The sequence below is a fragment of the Pseudomonas sp. LBUM1668 genome, assembly GCF_059695715.1.
Map to the genome: position 1 here is coordinate 65,274 of NZ_CP166787.1, position 16,006 is coordinate 81,279.

Below are 16,006 nucleotides of genomic sequence, written 5' to 3' on the forward strand. Positions count from 1 at the left end.
AGGGCTTCACCAGCCATTCAGTAACTCTGAGTGGCCCGTAGCAAGATTAGTTCAGATTTTTTTTAAAAAGCTTTGGAATAAGCCCAAGAGCAATTCGGACTAAGCACCTTCCAACGGGTTTGCCGCGGCGCGATGCCGCAGCAGAACCGGCTCCAAATGGCTTAGTGCGCCTCATCCCAGTTATTGCCCACACCCACTTCGACCAGCAGCGGCACATCCAGCTTCGCTGCTTCGCTCATGTGCTGACGAATTTCGGCGCTGACCTGATCGACCAGATCCTCGCGAACCTCCAGCACCAGTTCATCGTGCACCTGCAGGATGACTCGCGCGTCCAGCCCGGATGTGGTCAGCCAGTTATCCACCGCCACCATGGCTTTCTTGATGATGTCTGCTGCTGTGCCCTGCATCGGCGCGTTGATCGCCGTGCGTTCAGCGGCAGCGCGTTCCTGCGGCTTGTTGGAGTTGATTTCCGGCAAGTACAGGCGACGGCCGAAGAACGTTTCGACATAGCCCTGATCCGCAGCCTGTGCGCGGGTGCGATCCATGTACTCGCGAACGCCCGGATAACGCGCGAAATAGGTGTCGATGTAGGCTTTGGCCGTTTTAGTGTCGACGCCAATGTCCTTGCCGAGTTTCTGTGCGCCCATGCCATAGATCAGGCCGAAGTTGATCGCCTTGGCGCCACGGCGCTGGTCGGAGGACACTTCGTTGAGCTCGACCTTGAACACTTCCGCAGCGGTGGCGGTGTGCACGTCCAGATTGTTGCGGAAGGCGTTCATCAAGCCTCCGTCCTTGGACAGGTGCGCCATGATCCGCAGTTCGATCTGCGAATAGTCCGCCGCCAGCAGTTTGTAGCCTTTCGGCGCGACGAAGGCCTGACGGATGCGTCGGCCTTCAGCGGTACGCACCGGGATGTTCTGCAGGTTCGGATCGCTGGAGGACAGGCGCCCGGTCGATGCTACGGCCTGATGGTACGAGGTGTGGACGCGCCCGGTGCGCGGGTTGATCTGCTCCGGCAGACGATCGGTGTAGGTGCTTTTCAGCTTGCTCATGGAGCGATGCGCCATCAGCACTTTCGGCAAGCGGTGATCGTCTTCGGCGAGTTTTGCCAGCACTTCCTCGGCAGTAGACGGCTGGCCCTTGGCGGTTTTTTTCAGAACCGGCAGGCCGAGTTTCTCGTAGAGAATCACGCCAAGCTGCTTCGGCGAGCCCAGGTTGAATTCTTCCCCGGCGATCTCGAAGGCTTCGCGCTCCAGCGCGACCATCTTGTTGCCCAGTTCGATGCTCTGGATACCGAGCAGCTCGGCATCGACGAATGCGCCCTGGCGCTCAATGCGCGCCAGCACCGGTACCAATGGAATCTCGATGTCGGTCAGCACGCTGGCCAGGCTTGGAATGGCGCTGAGTTTTTCGAACAGGGTCTGGTGCAGACGCAACGTGATGTCGGCGTCTTCGGCGGCATACGGCCCCGCCTGCTCCAGCGCAATTTGATCGAAGGTCAGTTGCTTGGCGCCCTTGCCGGCGATGTCCTGGAAACTCACCGTGGTGTGGTCCAGGTACTTCTGCGCGAGGCTGTCCATGTCGTGGCGGGTGGCGGTGGAGTTGAGCACGTAGGACTCAAGCATCGTGTCGAAGGCGACGCCGCGCACGGTGATGCCTTCGTTCTGATCGCCGCCGATGGCGCAGTTGGCCAGAATGTTCATGTCGAACTTGGCGTGCTGGCCGACCTTGAGTTTGTTCGGGTCTTCCAGAATCGGCTTGAGCGCACGCAATACGGTGTCGCGATCCAGTTGGTCTGGCACGCCGATGTAGGAGTGGGTCAGCGGGATATACGCCGCTTCGTTGGCCTGCACCGCGAACGACAGACCGACAAGCTGCGCCTGCTGCGCATCGATACCGGTGGTTTCAGTGTCGAAGGCGAACAGTTTGGCGTTCTTGAGTTTTTCCAGCCAGACGTCAAAACGCACCTGATCAAGGATGGTTTCATAAGCAGCTGCAGCCGGAGCGGCCGGGGCCTCGGCCTCTGGCGCGCTGAATAGATCGCCCGCTGGCTCAGGCGCCGCAGCGCTGCTCAGCTCCAGACGTTTGGCGTCGCGATCGAGATCGTTGATCCAGCTCTTGAATTCCAGCAGCGTGTACAGCTCGTAGAGTTTGGCCGGATCTTCGGCGCGCATCTGCAAATCGTCGAGTTCGACGTCCAGCGGCACGTCGATCTTGATGGTCGCCAGTTGATAGGAGAGGAAAGCCATCTCCTTGTGTTCTTCGAGCTTGGCCGGCAGGGTCTTGGCGCCGCGAATCGGCAGGGTCGGCACGATGTCGAGCTGCGCATACAGTTCGGTCAGGCCACCGTTGACGCCGACCAGCAGGCCGGATGCGGTTTTCGGGCCGATGCCGGGAACACCAGGAATGTTGTCGGACGAATCACCCATCAGCGCCAGATAATCGATGATCTGCTCCGGAGCGACGCCGAATTTCTCCTTCACGCCCTCCACGTCCATCGAGCTACCGGACATGGTATTGACCAAGGTAATGTGGCCATCGACCAGTTGCGCCATGTCCTTGTCGCCGGTGGAGATGATCACCGGGCGATCCGCCGCCGCGCTGCTGCGGGCCAGCGTGCCGATCACGTCGTCGGCCTCGACGCCTTCCACGCACAGCAGCGGGAAGCCGAGGGCGATCACGCTCTGGTGCAGGGGCTCGATCTGTACACGCATGTCGTCGGGCATGCTCGGGCGGTTGGCCTTGTATTCGGCGTACATCTCATCGCGAAATGTGCCGCCCTTGGCGTCGAAAACCACGGCGAACGGACTGTCCGGGTACTGCTTGCGCAGACTTTTGAGCATGTTCAGCACGCCCTTGACGGCACCGGTCGGCAGACCTTTGGAGGTGGTCAAAGGAGGCAGGGCGTGGAAAGCGCGGTACAGGTAAGACGAACCGTCCACCAGGACGAGGGGGGCTTGGCTCATGAGCAGAATCAACCTTTTCGGCGGGCCCGGCGCTAGAATAGCGGGACCGTTGACGACAAAGGGACAAGGTTATCATGCGTACGTTAAATCGCTTGCTGCTGGTCGGGTTGATTGCTGCTTCACCATTGGCCGCGATGGCGGCGGATGATGCGCCGACGGGGGACCCCGAAGTAACCATTCGCACGGAAGGCGACAAGACCATTCAGGAGTATCGACAAAACGGTTTCCTGTATGCGATCAAAGTCACGCCGAAGGGCGCACCGCCGTACTTTCTTGTGCGCGCAGACGGGACGGATGCGAACTTCATTCGCTCGGATCAGCCGGATATGCTGATTCCGTCGTGGAAGATTTTCGAATGGAAGTAGTCTCTTAATTTTAATCGGCGCCGCGTTGATGGCGGCGCCCGAACTGAGCAGTTTTTAACCATGTCTGTGTTCACCCCCCTGGCTCGGCCCGAGCTGGAAACCTTTCTCGCCCCTTACGGGCTTGGCCGTCTGCTTGATTTCCAGGGGATTGCCGCCGGCAGCGAAAACACCAATTTCTTCATCAGCCTGGAGCAGGGCGAATTCGTCCTGACCCTGGTCGAGCGCGGCCCGGTGCAGGAGATGCCGTTCTTCATCGACTTGCTCGATGTGCTGCACGAAGCTGATCTGCCGGTGCCGTACGCACTGCGCACCACCGACGGCGTGGCACTGCGTGAACTCAAAGGCAAGCCGGCGTTGCTGCAACCGCGTCTGGCCGGCAAGCACATCAAGGTCGCCAACGCTCAGCATTGCGCGCAGGTCGGCGAGTTGCAGGCGCATCTGCACCTGGCGACCCAGGGTGAGCACATGATCAAGCGCAAGACCGATCGTGGCCTCGACTGGATGCTGGAGGAGGGCACCGCGTTGCTCTCGCACCTGAGCGATGCGCCGCGCGCGCTGCTGCAAAAGGCGCTGGATGAGATCATTGCGCGCAAAGACAAGATTCTCGCGCTGCCTCGGGCGAATATTCACGCCGACCTGTTTCGCGACAACGCGATGTTCGAAGGCACGCACCTGACCGGGCTGATCGACTTCTACAACGCCTGCTCGGGGCCGATGCTCTATGACGTGGCGATTGCGCTGAACGATTGGTGTTCGGACGATGATGGTCTGATCGATGGCCCGCGTGCCCGTGCTTTCCTCGGCGCCTACGCGGCGCTACGGCCGTTTACGGCGGCAGAGGCTGAGTTGTGGCCGACCATGCTGCGGGTGGCATGTGTGCGGTTCTGGCTGTCGCGGTTGATCGCGGCCGAACAGTTTGCCGGGCAGGATGTGTTGATTCACGATCCTCAGGAGTTTGAGCAGCGGTTGGCGCAGCGGCAGGTTGTGAGTATCCATCTGCCTTTCGCCCTTTAAGATCAAAAGATCGCAGCCTTCGGCAGCTCCTACAGTGGGCACTGTGTAGGAGTTGCCGAAGGCTGCGATCTTTTTTATGGGTTTACAACGACTCCAGGCACCCGGCCAAATCGTTGCCCAACTTCTCCAGCACCTGCTCATAGCCCTGAGCCGTCGCCGGGGTGTAACCGCCCAGCGCATCCAGCTCCGCCAGTTTCACCGGCAAACCAGCGACCAGCGTTTCCGCCAGACGCGGGCGCAATGGCGGCTCGCTGAACACGCAGGTCTTGCCCACTTCCTGCAAACGCTTGCGCATCGCAGCGACGTGCTGGGCACCCGGTTGCACCTCGGCCGCCACGCTGAACACGCCGGTATGCTTCAAGCCATAAGCGTCTTCGAAGTAGTCGAACGCTTCGTGAAAGACGAAGTACGGTTTGCCTTCAACACTGGCCAGACGCTTCTTCAAACGCAGATCCAACGCATCAAGACGCTCGTCGAAAGCCTTGGCGTTACTTTGATAGCGCTCGGCATTCGCCGGATCGGCTGCACTCAAGTCAGCGGCCATTTTGTCGGCAATCACCCGCGCGTTCACCGGCGATAACCACAAATGCGCATCGATCGTGCCCGGACGGTGATCGTGGTCATGATCGTCGGCTTCTTCGGCGTGGGAGTGACTGTCTTCAGCGAAATGGCGCAGTTTCATTCCTGGCAGATCCTGCACTGCGACGCTCGGCAGCGTACGACCGTTCAGCACGCGCGGCAGGAATCCTTCCATGCTCGGGCCGATCCAGTAGAGCAGATCCACCGATTGCACCTTCCGTACGTCGGATGGGCGCAGCGCATAGTTGTGCGGCGAGGCACCCGGCGGCAGCAGTACTTCGGGAATCGCCACGCCGTCCTGCACAGCTGCGGCAATCAGCTGCAACGGCTTGATGCTGGTGAGAACTTTTACTTCGGCCTGAGCTGATCCGATCAGAAGAAAACCGGTGACGAATGCGACAAAAACAGAAAAAAGTCGGGACACGATGACCACTCAAGTAGGCGAGAACGGGTAACATAATAACGTCTCTATCAAAACTCGTCGCCGCCCATGCCTATTACACCGATCGCCAGCCGTCCCCACGACCACTCTCATTGCGTGCACAGCGCTTTGTCCGAGGCCGATACTTTGTGTGCACAGAAAGGCTTGCGCCTGACTGCGTTGCGCCGCCGAGTGCTGGAGCTGGTGTGGCAAAGCCATAAACCGCTGGGTGCCTACGACATTCTCGCGGTGCTGAGCGAGCAGGACGGCCGCCGCGCCGCGCCGCCGACCGTGTACCGGGCGCTGGATTTCCTTTTGGAAAACGGCCTGGTGCATCGCATCTCCTCGCTCAACGCCTTTGTCGGCTGCGTGCACCCGGAGCACGCGCATCAGGGCCAGTTCCTGATCTGCCGCGAATGCCACGCGGCCATCGAGCTTGAGCAAAAAGTGATCAGTGACGCGATCATCAACAGCGCCAAGGATGTCGGTTTTATCGTCGAAGCGCAGACCGTCGAAGTGGTCGGCCTGTGCTCCGGTTGCCAGGGGGCTTGATGAGCAATGCGCTGATCCGTCTGGAGCAGGTCGCCGTCACGTTTGGCGGGCAGACCGTGCTGGACAACATCGAGCTGAGCGTCGAGCCAGGGCAGATCGTCACCCTGATCGGCCCCAATGGCGCCGGCAAGACCACGCTGGTGCGCGCCGTGCTCGGATTGTTGAAACCGAACAGCGGCAGCGTCTGGCGCAAGCCGAAACTGCGTGTCGGCTACATGCCGCAAAAGCTCCATGTCGACCCGACCTTGCCACTCTCGGTGCTGCGTTTTCTGCGTTTGGTGCCGGGTGTTGATCGCCCGCGTGCACTGGCGGCTCTGAAAGAAGTCGGCGCCGAGCACGTCATCGACAGCCCGGTGCAGAGCGTATCCGGTGGTGAAATGCAGCGCGTACTGCTCGCCCGAGCCCTGCTGCGCGAACCGGAACTGCTGGTACTCGATGAGCCGGTACAAGGCGTAGATGTCGCTGGCCAGGCCGAGCTGTACAGCCTGATCACCCGACTGCGCGATCGCCACGGCTGCGGCGTGCTGATGGTTTCCCACGATCTGCATCTGGTGATGAGCACCACCGACCAGGTGGTCTGCCTGAACCGTCACGTCTGCTGCTCCGGGCATCCCGAGCAAGTCAGCGGCGATCCGGCGTTCGTCGAGCTGTTCGGCAAGAACGCGCCGAGCCTGGCGATTTATCACCACCATCACGACCACGCCCACGACCTGCACGGTTCAGTGGTCAAGGGCCCGGTTTCGGGCCAACCCCACGTTCATGGAGACAACTGCAAGCATGGCTGATTTTCTGTTGTATGCCCTGCTTGCAGGTCTGGCGCTGGCGATAGTCGCAGGGCCGCTCGGCTCGTTTGTGGTGTGGCGGCGCATGGCGTATTTCGGCGATACCTTGTCCCATGCCGCATTGCTCGGCGTGGCATTGGGCTTTCTGCTGGATGTCAGCCCGACGGTTGCGGTCACGGTCGGCTGCCTGCTGCTGGCGGTGTTGCTGGTCACGTTGCAACAGCGTCAGCCGCTGGCGTCCGACACGCTTTTGGGAATTCTCGCACCGAGCACGCTCTCTCTCGGGCTTGTCGTACTAAGCTTCATGCATGAAGTGCGGATCGACCTGATGGCCTATCTGTTCGGCGACTTGCTGGCGATCAGCCCGACTGATCTTGCGTGGATCCTCGGCGGCAGTGCGGCGGTGCTGGTGTTACTGGTGACGCTGTGGCGGCCGCTGTTGGCGATCACCGTGCACGAGGAACTGGCCAGGGTTGAAGGCCTGCCGGTCGCGGGTTTGCGCATGGCGCTGATGTTGTTGATCGCGGTGGTGATCGCGGTGGCAATGAAAATCGTCGGTGTGTTGCTGATCACTTCGCTGTTGATCATTCCGGCGGCTGCGGCACAGCGTCACGCTCGGTCACCGGAGCAGATGGCGCTGGGTGCGAGCCTGCTGGGCATGCTCGCCGTGTGTGGCGGGCTGGCGTTGTCATGGTTCAAGGACACCCCGGCGGGGCCGTCAATCGTTGTGACGGCGGCCGCACTGTTTCTGCTGAGTTTTGTTCTGCCCCGTCGTGGGGTGTAGACTTGGCCGCTTTTTGCGCAATTAGAGAGTCGCAGGAATGAAGCCGTTCGCCTCCCGTTATCTGCTCCTTGTCGCATTTTCAGTGCTACTGGGCGCCTGCCAAAGCACGCCGCCGGTGGCTGAAGTCCCCGATGCGCGGGCTACGGCCATCGCGCAGCTGGAACAAAGCCTGGCCAGCAGCGAACTGGCCACTGCCGAAACCCAGTTGGCCACTTTGCAGACTGAAACCCCTAACGATCAATCCCTTGAGCAATATCAGCGGCAATTGGCCGAGGCGTATCTGCGTCGCAGCCAGATCGTCTTGCAAAAGGGTGATGTAAACGCTGCGGCAACCGCTTTGAGCCGTGCACGTGTACTGATGCCCAAGGCCCCGGCGCTGACCGGTGGCGTCAACGGCGCCATTACCGAAGCACGCAAGGCTGAGCTTGAAAAAGCCGAAGCGGCGTTGCTAGCAGCCGAAGCCAAGCCGAAAGCCAAGGTGATTGATCCGACAGCCGAAAGCACCACGGTTGCGCTGAACATCACCGATAGCCACAAACTTCGCCGCCAACTGGATGCGATCGCCGCCGATGTGGTGAATTACGAGTGTGCAGTGACCATTCAGGCACCACGCACCAATGACTATCCGTGGTTGGCGAATTTGCTGACCAAGCGTGTGAAGAAATTGAATCCGGATTTTGATCTGAAGATCGAGAAGCAGATTCTGCGCACGGTGCCGGCGCAGATGGTTCTGAGTCCGCGTAAACCGTAAAAAGATCGCAGCTTCCGGCAGCTCCTACAGGGCGAATGTGAACCCATGTAGGAGCTGCCGAACGCTGCGATCTTTTGCTTTTACGCCGGAACGGCTTTCGCCTTAGGCTCCCGCGCCCAAACCCGATGTTGCCCGATCGCGGCAAAGAACGGCTTGGTCAACGCCCCGACATCCTTACCCTCCAGCAACCCGGCATCCGCCTCCAGCTTCAACACGTCCAGCAACTGCTTGGCTTCGCCGTGCAAGGCAATCGCCTTTAGGTGCTTATACGCCTCCAGCACGTAATGCAGCGCCACGCCGTCACCACTCAACGCTTTGACCGACGCCGCGCCACCCGGCACGAACACCGCATCGAAAATCACGGAAGGCATGCCTTCCATCGATGCATCCACCGGCAGGCTTTTGCCATCGGCGGTTTTTACCGGCGCCGAGGTCGGGCCGAGCAATTTAGCGTGCGCACCTTCAGCAGCCAGTGCTTTCTTCATCGCATCAATCGCCGCACCATCGACGCCGTTGGCAGCAAGAATCGCCACTTTTCGCGTCTTGATGTTTTCTGGCAACAAATTGGCCTGGCTCAGCGCCGGAGAATGATCGAAAGACGTTTTGCGTGCTTCGACCGTGCCTTTGGCGGGTGCCGGCAGACCGAGGTTCGCCGCCACGCGCTTGGCCAGTTCCAGATCGATGTTCGCCAGAATTTCGTTCACTTCCCGCGCACGGATGAACTCGCGCTCAACCTTGCCCAGCTCGAAGCTGTAAGCGGCAATGATGTGTTCCTTCTCATGCTCGCTCATGCTGTTGAAGAACAAGGTTGCCTGCGAGAAGTGATCGCTGAACGACTCGCTGCGCTGACGGATCTTGGCGGCGTCGATGCGTTCCGGATAACTCTCGAAACCGCCGTCCTGCGCGGCCGGTGGGGTTTCTTTCGGCCAGCCGCCGTCAATCGAGTTCGGCTCGTAAGAGGCGCGCCCCTTGTCAATCGTTGTGCGGTGCTGAGCATCGCGCTGACCGTTGTGGAACGGCGCCACCGGACGGTTGATCGGCAGCTCATGAAAGTTCGGCCCACCGAGTCGGCTGATTTGCGTATCGGTGTAAGAAAATAGCCGACCTTGCAGCAGCGGATCGTTGGAGAAGTCGATACCCGGAACAATGTGGCCAGGGCAGAACGCAACCTGCTCGGTCTCGGCAAAGAAGTTGTCCGGATTGCGGTTGAGGGTCATTTTGCCCAGCGGCGTGATCGGCACGATTTCTTCTGGGATCAGCTTGGTCGGATCGAGGATGTCGAAGTCGAAGTCATGCTCGTTCTCCTCCTCGATGATCTGTACGCCCAACTCCCATTCCGGGTAGTCGCCCATCTCGATGGCTTCCCAGAGATCGCGACGGTGATAGTCGGTGTCTTTACCGGCGAGCTTCTGCGCTTCGTCCCACACCAGCGAGCAAGTCCCCGCAGTCGGGCGCCAGTGGAATTTGACGAAGCGCGATTTGCCCTCGGCGTTGATCAGGCGGAAGGTGTGCACGCCAAAACCCTGCATGCTGCGCAGGCTTTTCGGGATCGCCCGGTCGGACATCGCCCAGATGACCATGTGCGCCGACTCCGGCACCAGCGACACGAAGTCCCAGAAAGTGTCGTGAGCCGAGCCGCCGGTAGGAATTTCGTTGTGCGGTTCAGGTTTTACCGCGTGGACGAAGTCAGGGAACTTGATCGCGTCCTGAATGAAAAACACCGGCATGTTGTTGCCGACCAGGTCGAAGTTGCCCTCGTCGGTGAAGAACTTCACGGCAAAACCGCGCACGTCACGCACGGTGTCGCCGGAACCGCGCGGCCCTTGCACTGTGGAAAAGCGCACGAATACCGGTGTTTTCTTCCCCGGATCCTGTAGGAATCCGGCTTTGGTCAGCGCAGCATGATTTTCATAGGCTTGAAAGAAACCATGAGCCCCGGTGCCGCGCGCATGGACGATGCGCTCCGGAATACGTTCATGGTCAAAATGCGTGATTTTTTCACGCATGATGAAATCTTCCAGCAGTGACGGCCCGCGCTCACCGACCTTGAGGGTGTTCTGGTTGTCGGCGATCTTCACGCCTTGGTTGGTGCGCAGTGCCTGGCCGGTTGCGTCGGAGCGAAAAGTCTCCAGACTGTCCAGCTTGGTATTGGTGTTGGCGCGATCCGGGGTATCGGTTCCGGCCATTTCACTCTTTGCAGGGGCAGGTTTCTTGGTACTCATCAGACGTAAACTCCTCGTTTGACCCCGGGACGTGCCGAGGACTCTTGAGTGGTTCCCGGGCACGGCACCCAGGGTTTCAAGTCGCTTACGTAGTGACCGATGACAAGGAACGGGCGTTCCTTTTTTATGACCTTTGATCTTCTTATTGCCAATTCGAAGGTTAATTGCGAAATAAATGCTAAGAACCTCTATACGGACAGGCTAAAATGCGCGCCCGGCTAACCGCTGATCCTTTTCTAACGCGCCCCACAAGGTTCGCTACGTGATCGAGTTTCAAAACGTCCACAAGACTTACCGCGTCGCCGGTAAGGACATCCCCGCCCTGCACCCGACCAGTCTCTCGATTGAGAACGGTCAGGTCTTCGGTCTGATCGGCCATTCCGGTGCGGGAAAAAGTACCCTGCTGCGTCTGATCAATCGCCTGGAAGAATCCAGTGGCGGCAAGATTTTCGTCGACGGCGAAGAAGTCACCGCGCTGGACGCCAACGGCCTGCGCCGTTTCCGCCAGCAAGTCGGGATGATCTTCCAGCACTTCAACCTGCTCGCGTCCAAGACTGTCGCCGACAACGTTGCGTTGCCGCTGACCTTGGCGGGCGAGTTGTCGAGCAGCGAAATAGACCAGCGTGTGGCTGAGTTGCTGGCGCGGGTTGGCCTTTCCGACCACGCGAAGAAATACCCGGCGCAGCTGTCCGGCGGTCAGAAGCAGCGTGTCGGCATCGCCCGCGCTCTGGCGACCAAGCCCAAGATTTTGCTGTGCGACGAAGCCACCAGCGCTCTCGACCCGCAGACCACGGCATCGGTCTTGCAACTGTTGGCCGAGATCAATCGCGAGCTGAAACTGACCATCGTGCTGATCACCCACGAGATGGACGTCATCCGCCGCGTATGCGATCAGGTTGGTGTGATGGACGCTGGCGTGATCGTCGAGCAAGGTTCGGTGGCCGATGTATTCCTGCATCCGCAGCACCCGACCACCAAGCGTTTCGTCCAGGAAAGCGAGCAGGTTGACGAAAGCGAGCAGCGCGATGACTTCGCTCACGTGCCGGGCCGTATCGTGCGTCTGACCTTCCAGGGCGAAGCGACCTACGCGCCGTTGCTCGGTACTGTCGCCCGCGAGACCGGTGTCGACTACAGCATCCTGGCCGGTCGTATCGATCGCATCAAAGACGTTCCGTACGGGCAATTGACCCTCGCCGTCACCGGTGGCGACATGGAAGCGGCGTTCGCCCGCTTCACCGCCGCTGACGTTCACATGGAGGTCCTGCGTTAATGGAAGCCTTTATGAGCTTTTTCGCCAATATCGACTGGTACGAAATCTGGCTGGCCACCGGCGACACGATGCTGATGCTCGGCGGTTCGCTGCTGTTCACCGTGCTGCTCGGCTTGCCGCTGGGTGTGCTGCTGTTCTTGTGCAGCCCGCGTCAGTTGCTGGAAAACCGCGGTGTCTACGCATTCATGTCGCTGGCGGTGAACATCCTGCGCTCACTGCCGTTCATCATTCTGCTGATCGTGATGATCCCGTTCACCGTGCTGATCACCGGCACCTCGCTGGGCGTGGCCGGAGCCATTCCGCCGCTGGTGGTGGGTGCAACGCCGTTCTTCGCGCGTCTGGTGGAAACTGCGCTGCGTGAAGTCGATCGCGGCATCATCGAGGCGACCCAGTCGATGGGCGCGACCACTCGGCAGATCATCGTCAACGCGTTGCTGCCAGAGGCCCGTCCGGGCATCTTCGCAGCGATTACCGTGACAGCGATTACACTGGTTTCCTACACGGCGATGGCCGGTGTGGTGGGTGCCGGTGGCTTGGGCGACCTGGCGATCCGTTTCGGCTACCAGCGTTTCCAGACCGACGTGATGATCGTCACCGTGGTGTTGCTGCTGATCCTGGTGCAAGTGCTGCAAATGGTAGGCGACCGACTGGTCGTGCATTTCTCGCGCAAATAACCGGTTTTTGTAATCAAGAGATGAGCCGGCCATTCGCTGGCAGGCGCCAGACGGGCGCCTCATAAGGAGTTAGCTGAATGAAAAAACTGATCGCTGCTTTCGCTGCCGTTGCGGCATTCTCGGCCCACGCCGAAACCCTGACCGTTGCCGCCAGCCCGGTGCCCCACGCTGAAATCCTCGAATTCGTGAAGCCTGCACTGGCCAAAGAAGGCGTGGATCTGAAGGTCAAGGTCTTCACCGATTACATTCAGCCGAACGTACAGGTTGCCGAAAAGCGTCTGGACGCCAACTTCTTCCAGCACCAGCCGTACCTCGATGAGTTCAACAAGGCCAAGGGCACCAGCCTGGTCGCCGTGACCGGCGTACACCTGGAACCACTGGGCGCGTACTCGAGCAAGATCAAGAAGATCGAAGAATTGCCAGGCGGCGCCAACGTGGTGATCCCGAACGACGCCACCAACGGTGGCCGTGCGTTGTTGCTGCTGGCCAAGGCTGGCGTGATCACCTTGAAGGACCCGACCAACATCCTGTCGACCATCAAAGACATCGCGCAAAACCCGAAAGACCTGAAATTCCGCGAACTGGAAGCTGCGACCATCCCGCGCGTGCTGACTCAGGTTGATCTGGCGCTGATCAACACCAACTACGCGCTGGAAGCCAAGCTCGATCCGTCCAAGGATGCGCTGGTGATCGAAGGCAACGATTCGCCTTACGTGAACATCCTCGTGTCCCGTGCGGACAACAAGGACAGCGACGCGATGAAGAAACTGGCCGCAGCCCTGCACAGCCCGGAAGTGAAGAAATTCATTACCGAGAAGTACAAGGGTGCGGTGTTGCCGGCGTTCTGATTCAGATTGCTGCAATGAAAAAGGGGCGCATTCGATGCGCCCCTTTTTTTGTCTGAAATTCAGTCCCCTGTAGGAGTGAGCCTGCTCGCGATTGCGCACTGACATTCAACATCAATGTTGGCAGGGCTGGCCCCATCGCGAGCAGGCTCACTCCTACAAGGGCGGTGGTGGGCTTACTTGCGGTTAAGCATCACCGGCAACTGCGCCACCAGTTTGGCGTTGTTCAGCGGCGCCCGAATAAACCCGCGCTGCGTGCCGTCCGGGCCAATCACCGCGAGATTGCCGCTATGGTCGACGGTGTAATTCGGTTTGCTGGTATCCGCCGGAATAAACGGAATACTCACCGCGTTCGCGACCTTCTGCAGCTCTTCAATCGAGGTCGGCGTCAGGCCAACAAACTGCGGATCAAAGTAGCCCAGATACTGCTTCAACTGCTTCGGGTTATCGCGGTTGGGGTCGACGCTGACCAGCACGATCTGCAACTTGTCCACAGCGTCCTTAGGCAGTTCGCTTTTGATCTGGCGCAGCTGTGCGAGGGTGGTCGGGCAGATGTCCGGGCAGAAGGTGTAGCCGAAAAACAGCAGGCTCCACTTGCCTTTGAGTTCATTGATCGCGACCGGTTTGCCGTCCTGATCGGTCATCGTCACGTCCGGCAGATTGCGGCTCTGCGGCAGCAGAATGATGCCGGCGTCGATCAGCGCGGTCGGATCGCCCTGGCCCTTGCCGCTCAGCACTTTGTTGACCGTAAGGCCGAGGATCAACGCGACCACGGCGACGAGGATGAAAACGGTTTTCTGGGTTCGAGTCATAGGTTCAACAGTAAGTAGTGGTCTACGAGCAGGGCGATGAACAACAGGAACAAGTAATAAATAGAGTACTTGAAGGTGTTGATCGCCGCGTGCGGCCGAGTGCCACGGTACAGCACCACGGCCCATTGCAGAAACCTCGCGCCCAGGGCGAGGGCGCAAATCAGGTAGAGCACGCCGCTCATGTGGATCACATAAGGCAGTAGGCTCACGGCCAGCAGCGCAAAGGTGTACAGCAGAATGTGCACTTTGGTGTAGTGCTCGCCGTGGGTGACCGGCAGCATCGGGATATCGGCCTTGGCGTATTCCTCTTTGCGATGAATCGCCAGCGCCCAGAAGTGCGGCGGGGTCCAGGCGAAGATGATCAGCACCAGCAGCAACGGTTCGGCGCTGACGTGGCCGGTGGCGGCGGTCCAGCCGAGCAGCGGCGGCGCGGCGCCAGCCAGACCACCGATGACGATGTTCTGCGGCGTCGCGCGTTTGAGGAAACCGGTGTAAACCACCGCGTAACCAAGCAACGAAGCGAGCGTCAGCCACGCCGTCAGCGGATTGGTGAAGGTCAGCAACAACGCCTGCCCCAGCAGCGCCAATACCAGCGCAAACGTCAGCGCGGCGGCAGGTGAGACCCGGCCCTCGGCCAACGGCCGTTTGTGGGTGCGCGCCATCAGCGCGTCGATGCGCCGATCCACCACATGATTGACCGCCGCCGCGCCGCCGGCACACAGCGCAATCCCCAGGTTGCCGAACACCAGCACCGTCCACGGCACCCCGGCGCGGGTCGCGAGAAACATGCCGACCAGCGAGGTGATGAGCATCAGCACCACCACTTTCGGTTTGGTCAGCTCCAGATAATCGCGCCACAACGCCTGCGCGGGACGTTCGCCAATCAGAATCGCCACGGCGTTTCTCCTTTTATTGTGATGGGCGCCGCCGAGTGTTTACGCGGGCTCAAGCGCCACCGCGCAATCAGCGGCTGCTTGACCCGAACCAGACTGGTGCGCGCGTGATAATTGACCAGCACCATCGACAACAACAGTGCTGCGCCGCCCGCGTTGTGGGCCACGGCGATTGGCAGCGGCAGATGGAACAGCACGTTGCTGATGCCGAGGGTGATTTGTGCGGCGAGCGCGATCAGCACCAGTGCGGCCAGTCGGGTCATGCCAACCACTTTCAGTTGCCAGGCCAGACCGAGCAGCACCAGCGTCACCAGCAGCGCACCGATGCGATGGGTCAGATGAATCGCCGTGCGTGCGTCGCTGTCGAGTTGTCCGCCCAGGTAATTCGGGCCGATGTGTTGAGTCAGATGAAAGCCATTGGCGAAATCAGCGGCCGGCAGCCATTCGCCGTGGCACGTCGGGAAGTCGATGCAGGCCACCGCCGCGTAGTTGGAGCTGACCCAGCCACCTAGCGCGATCTGACCGATCACCAGCAACAGTCCCGCCGTCGCCCAGTACTGCAAACGCTTGGGCACGGTCAGCGCCGGCAGCACGCCGGACAATCTCAGGGTCAGCAAAAACAACAGACTCAACGTCGCGAAACCACCGAGCAAATGCCCGGTGACCACTTGCGGCCAGAGCTTGAGCGTCACTGTCCACATGCCAAACGCCGCTTGTGCGATGACCACCGCCAGCAAGAACAGTGGCAGTTTCAATGGCAGGCCCGGATGACGCCGGTTGACCCAGGCACGGCCGGCCAGCACTGAGATGAGCAGGCCGAGGGCACCGGCGAAGTAGCGGTGGATCATCTCGTTCCAGCCCTTGTGTGCTTCGACCGGCGCCTCGGGGTAATGCAGTTCGGCATGGGCCAGTTGGGCTTCGCTTTTCGGCACGCTGATAAATCCGTAGCAGCCCGGCCAGTCCGGGCAACCGAGGCCGGCGTGGGTCAGGCGCGTGTAGGCGCCGAGCAGCACCACAATCAGTGCCAGCAGGGTGGCAAACAGCGCGAGGCGAAATCCAGGTTTGGCCATGACGAT

Annotated in this window: 15 protein-coding genes; 9 read left to right on the forward strand and 6 right to left on the reverse strand. The window is 60.2% G+C overall.

Annotated features, from left to right (window positions below):
• Positions 1-161: 161 nt before the first annotated feature.
• Complete coding sequence (gene polA, locus ACA061_RS00300; protein WP_497300364.1) at positions 162-2,966, reverse strand: DNA polymerase I; 2,805 nt, start codon at positions 2,964-2,966, stop codon at positions 162-164.
• A gap of 74 nt (positions 2,967-3,040) precedes the next feature.
• Between polA and ACA061_RS00305 the strand changes: the two genes are divergently transcribed.
• Positions 3,041-3,331 (forward strand): DUF2782 domain-containing protein, encoded by a 291-nt coding sequence (locus ACA061_RS00305; RefSeq protein ID WP_042556955.1) that lies wholly within the window; start codon positions 3,041-3,043, stop codon positions 3,329-3,331.
• A 60-nt stretch (positions 3,332-3,391) separates the two neighbouring features.
• A complete protein-coding gene (locus ACA061_RS00310; protein ID WP_210553237.1) occupies positions 3,392-4,345 on the forward strand; it encodes a homoserine kinase in 954 nt (317 codons plus the stop codon).
• An 82-nt stretch (positions 4,346-4,427) separates the two neighbouring features.
• Here the strand turns inward: ACA061_RS00310 and ACA061_RS00315 are convergent, their stop codons facing one another.
• Positions 4,428-5,348 (reverse strand): zinc ABC transporter substrate-binding protein, encoded by a 921-nt coding sequence (locus tag ACA061_RS00315; protein ID WP_210553236.1) that lies wholly within the window; start codon positions 5,346-5,348, stop codon positions 4,428-4,430.
• 66 nt (positions 5,349-5,414) lie between these two features.
• On the opposite strand from ACA061_RS00315, the gene ACA061_RS00320 reads away from it, so the two are divergent.
• From ACA061_RS00320 to ACA061_RS00335, 4 genes are read left to right on the forward strand one after another with little or no spacing between them, the layout of a single operon-like run.
• Positions 5,415-5,897: a Fur family transcriptional regulator gene (locus ACA061_RS00320; protein ID WP_053125415.1), complete on the forward strand. Its 483-nt coding sequence runs from the start codon at positions 5,415-5,417 to the stop codon at positions 5,895-5,897.
• Positions 5,897-6,682, forward strand: coding sequence for a zinc ABC transporter ATP-binding protein ZnuC (znuC, locus tag ACA061_RS00325; RefSeq protein WP_042556959.1), 786 nt, complete (start codon positions 5,897-5,899; stop codon positions 6,680-6,682). Before ACA061_RS00320 ends, znuC begins: the two co-directional genes overlap by 1 nt.
• The gene (gene znuB, locus ACA061_RS00330; protein WP_150595857.1) at positions 6,675-7,463 is read left to right on the forward strand and encodes a zinc ABC transporter permease subunit ZnuB; all 789 of its coding nucleotides are present in this window, start codon (positions 6,675-6,677) and stop codon (positions 7,461-7,463) included. Before znuC ends, znuB begins: the two co-directional genes overlap by 8 nt.
• A 37-nt stretch (positions 7,464-7,500) precedes the next feature.
• Positions 7,501-8,214, forward strand: a complete 714-nt coding sequence (locus ACA061_RS00335) for a PA5502 family lipoprotein (RefSeq protein ID WP_210553234.1) — start codon at positions 7,501-7,503, stop codon at positions 8,212-8,214.
• 80 nt (positions 8,215-8,294) lie between these two features.
• On the opposite strand, the gene katE is transcribed toward ACA061_RS00335, so the two are convergent.
• Complete coding sequence (gene katE / locus ACA061_RS00340) at positions 8,295-10,436, reverse strand: catalase HPII (RefSeq protein ID WP_210700768.1); 2,142 nt, start codon at positions 10,434-10,436, stop codon at positions 8,295-8,297.
• 262 nt (positions 10,437-10,698) lie between these two features.
• Between katE and ACA061_RS00345 the strand changes: the two genes are divergently transcribed.
• From ACA061_RS00345 to ACA061_RS00355, 3 genes are all read left to right on the forward strand, one after another.
• A complete protein-coding gene (locus ACA061_RS00345) occupies positions 10,699-11,706 on the forward strand; it encodes a methionine ABC transporter ATP-binding protein (RefSeq protein WP_150605083.1) in 1,008 nt (335 codons plus the stop codon).
• Positions 11,706-12,380 carry a methionine ABC transporter permease gene (locus ACA061_RS00350; protein ID WP_042556964.1) on the forward strand — a complete coding sequence of 225 codons (675 nt, stop codon included), beginning with the start codon at positions 11,706-11,708 and terminating at the stop codon, positions 12,378-12,380. The genes ACA061_RS00345 and ACA061_RS00350 overlap by 1 nt, the downstream gene beginning before the upstream one ends.
• 77 nt (positions 12,381-12,457) lie before the next feature.
• A complete protein-coding gene (locus ACA061_RS00355) occupies positions 12,458-13,228 on the forward strand; it encodes a MetQ/NlpA family ABC transporter substrate-binding protein (protein ID WP_150605084.1) in 771 nt (256 codons plus the stop codon).
• Between the two features lie 173 nt (positions 13,229-13,401).
• On the opposite strand, the gene ACA061_RS00360 is transcribed toward ACA061_RS00355, so the two are convergent.
• From ACA061_RS00360 to ACA061_RS00370, 3 genes are read right to left on the reverse strand one after another with little or no spacing between them, the layout of a single operon-like run.
• Positions 13,402-14,037, reverse strand: a complete 636-nt coding sequence (locus ACA061_RS00360; RefSeq protein ID WP_115147883.1) for an SCO family protein — start codon at positions 14,035-14,037, stop codon at positions 13,402-13,404.
• Positions 14,034-14,933 (reverse strand): heme o synthase, encoded by a 900-nt coding sequence (gene cyoE, locus ACA061_RS00365; RefSeq protein WP_150605085.1) that lies wholly within the window; start codon positions 14,931-14,933, stop codon positions 14,034-14,036. The genes ACA061_RS00360 and cyoE overlap by 4 nt, the downstream gene beginning before the upstream one ends.
• Positions 14,921-16,000, reverse strand: a complete 1,080-nt coding sequence (locus ACA061_RS00370) for a COX15/CtaA family protein (RefSeq protein ID WP_210553230.1) — start codon at positions 15,998-16,000, stop codon at positions 14,921-14,923. Before ACA061_RS00370 ends, cyoE begins: the two co-directional genes overlap by 13 nt.
• Positions 16,001-16,006: the final 6 nt, after the last annotated feature.

Coding starts and splice junctions, on each gene's coding strand:
- polA (WP_497300364.1), bottom strand. CDS start 2,966: ATGAGCCAAGCCCCCCTCGTCCTGGTGGACGGTTCGTCTTACCTGTAC.
- ACA061_RS00305 (WP_042556955.1), top strand. CDS start 3,041: ATGCGTACGTTAAATCGCTTGCTGCTGGTCGGGTTGATTGCTGCTTCA.
- ACA061_RS00310 (WP_210553237.1), top strand. CDS start 3,392: ATGTCTGTGTTCACCCCCCTGGCTCGGCCCGAGCTGGAAACCTTTCTC.
- ACA061_RS00320 (WP_053125415.1), top strand. CDS start 5,415: ATGCCTATTACACCGATCGCCAGCCGTCCCCACGACCACTCTCATTGC.
- znuC (WP_042556959.1), top strand. CDS start 5,897: ATGAGCAATGCGCTGATCCGTCTGGAGCAGGTCGCCGTCACGTTTGGC.
- znuB (WP_150595857.1), top strand. CDS start 6,675: ATGGCTGATTTTCTGTTGTATGCCCTGCTTGCAGGTCTGGCGCTGGCG.
- ACA061_RS00335 (WP_210553234.1), top strand. CDS start 7,501: ATGAAGCCGTTCGCCTCCCGTTATCTGCTCCTTGTCGCATTTTCAGTG.
- katE (WP_210700768.1), bottom strand. CDS start 10,436: ATGAGTACCAAGAAACCTGCCCCTGCAAAGAGTGAAATGGCCGGAACC.
- ACA061_RS00350 (WP_042556964.1), top strand. CDS start 11,706: ATGGAAGCCTTTATGAGCTTTTTCGCCAATATCGACTGGTACGAAATC.
- ACA061_RS00355 (WP_150605084.1), top strand. CDS start 12,458: ATGAAAAAACTGATCGCTGCTTTCGCTGCCGTTGCGGCATTCTCGGCC.
- ACA061_RS00360 (WP_115147883.1), bottom strand. CDS start 14,037: ATGACTCGAACCCAGAAAACCGTTTTCATCCTCGTCGCCGTGGTCGCG.
- ACA061_RS00370 (WP_210553230.1), bottom strand. CDS start 16,000: ATGGCCAAACCTGGATTTCGCCTCGCGCTGTTTGCCACCCTGCTGGCA.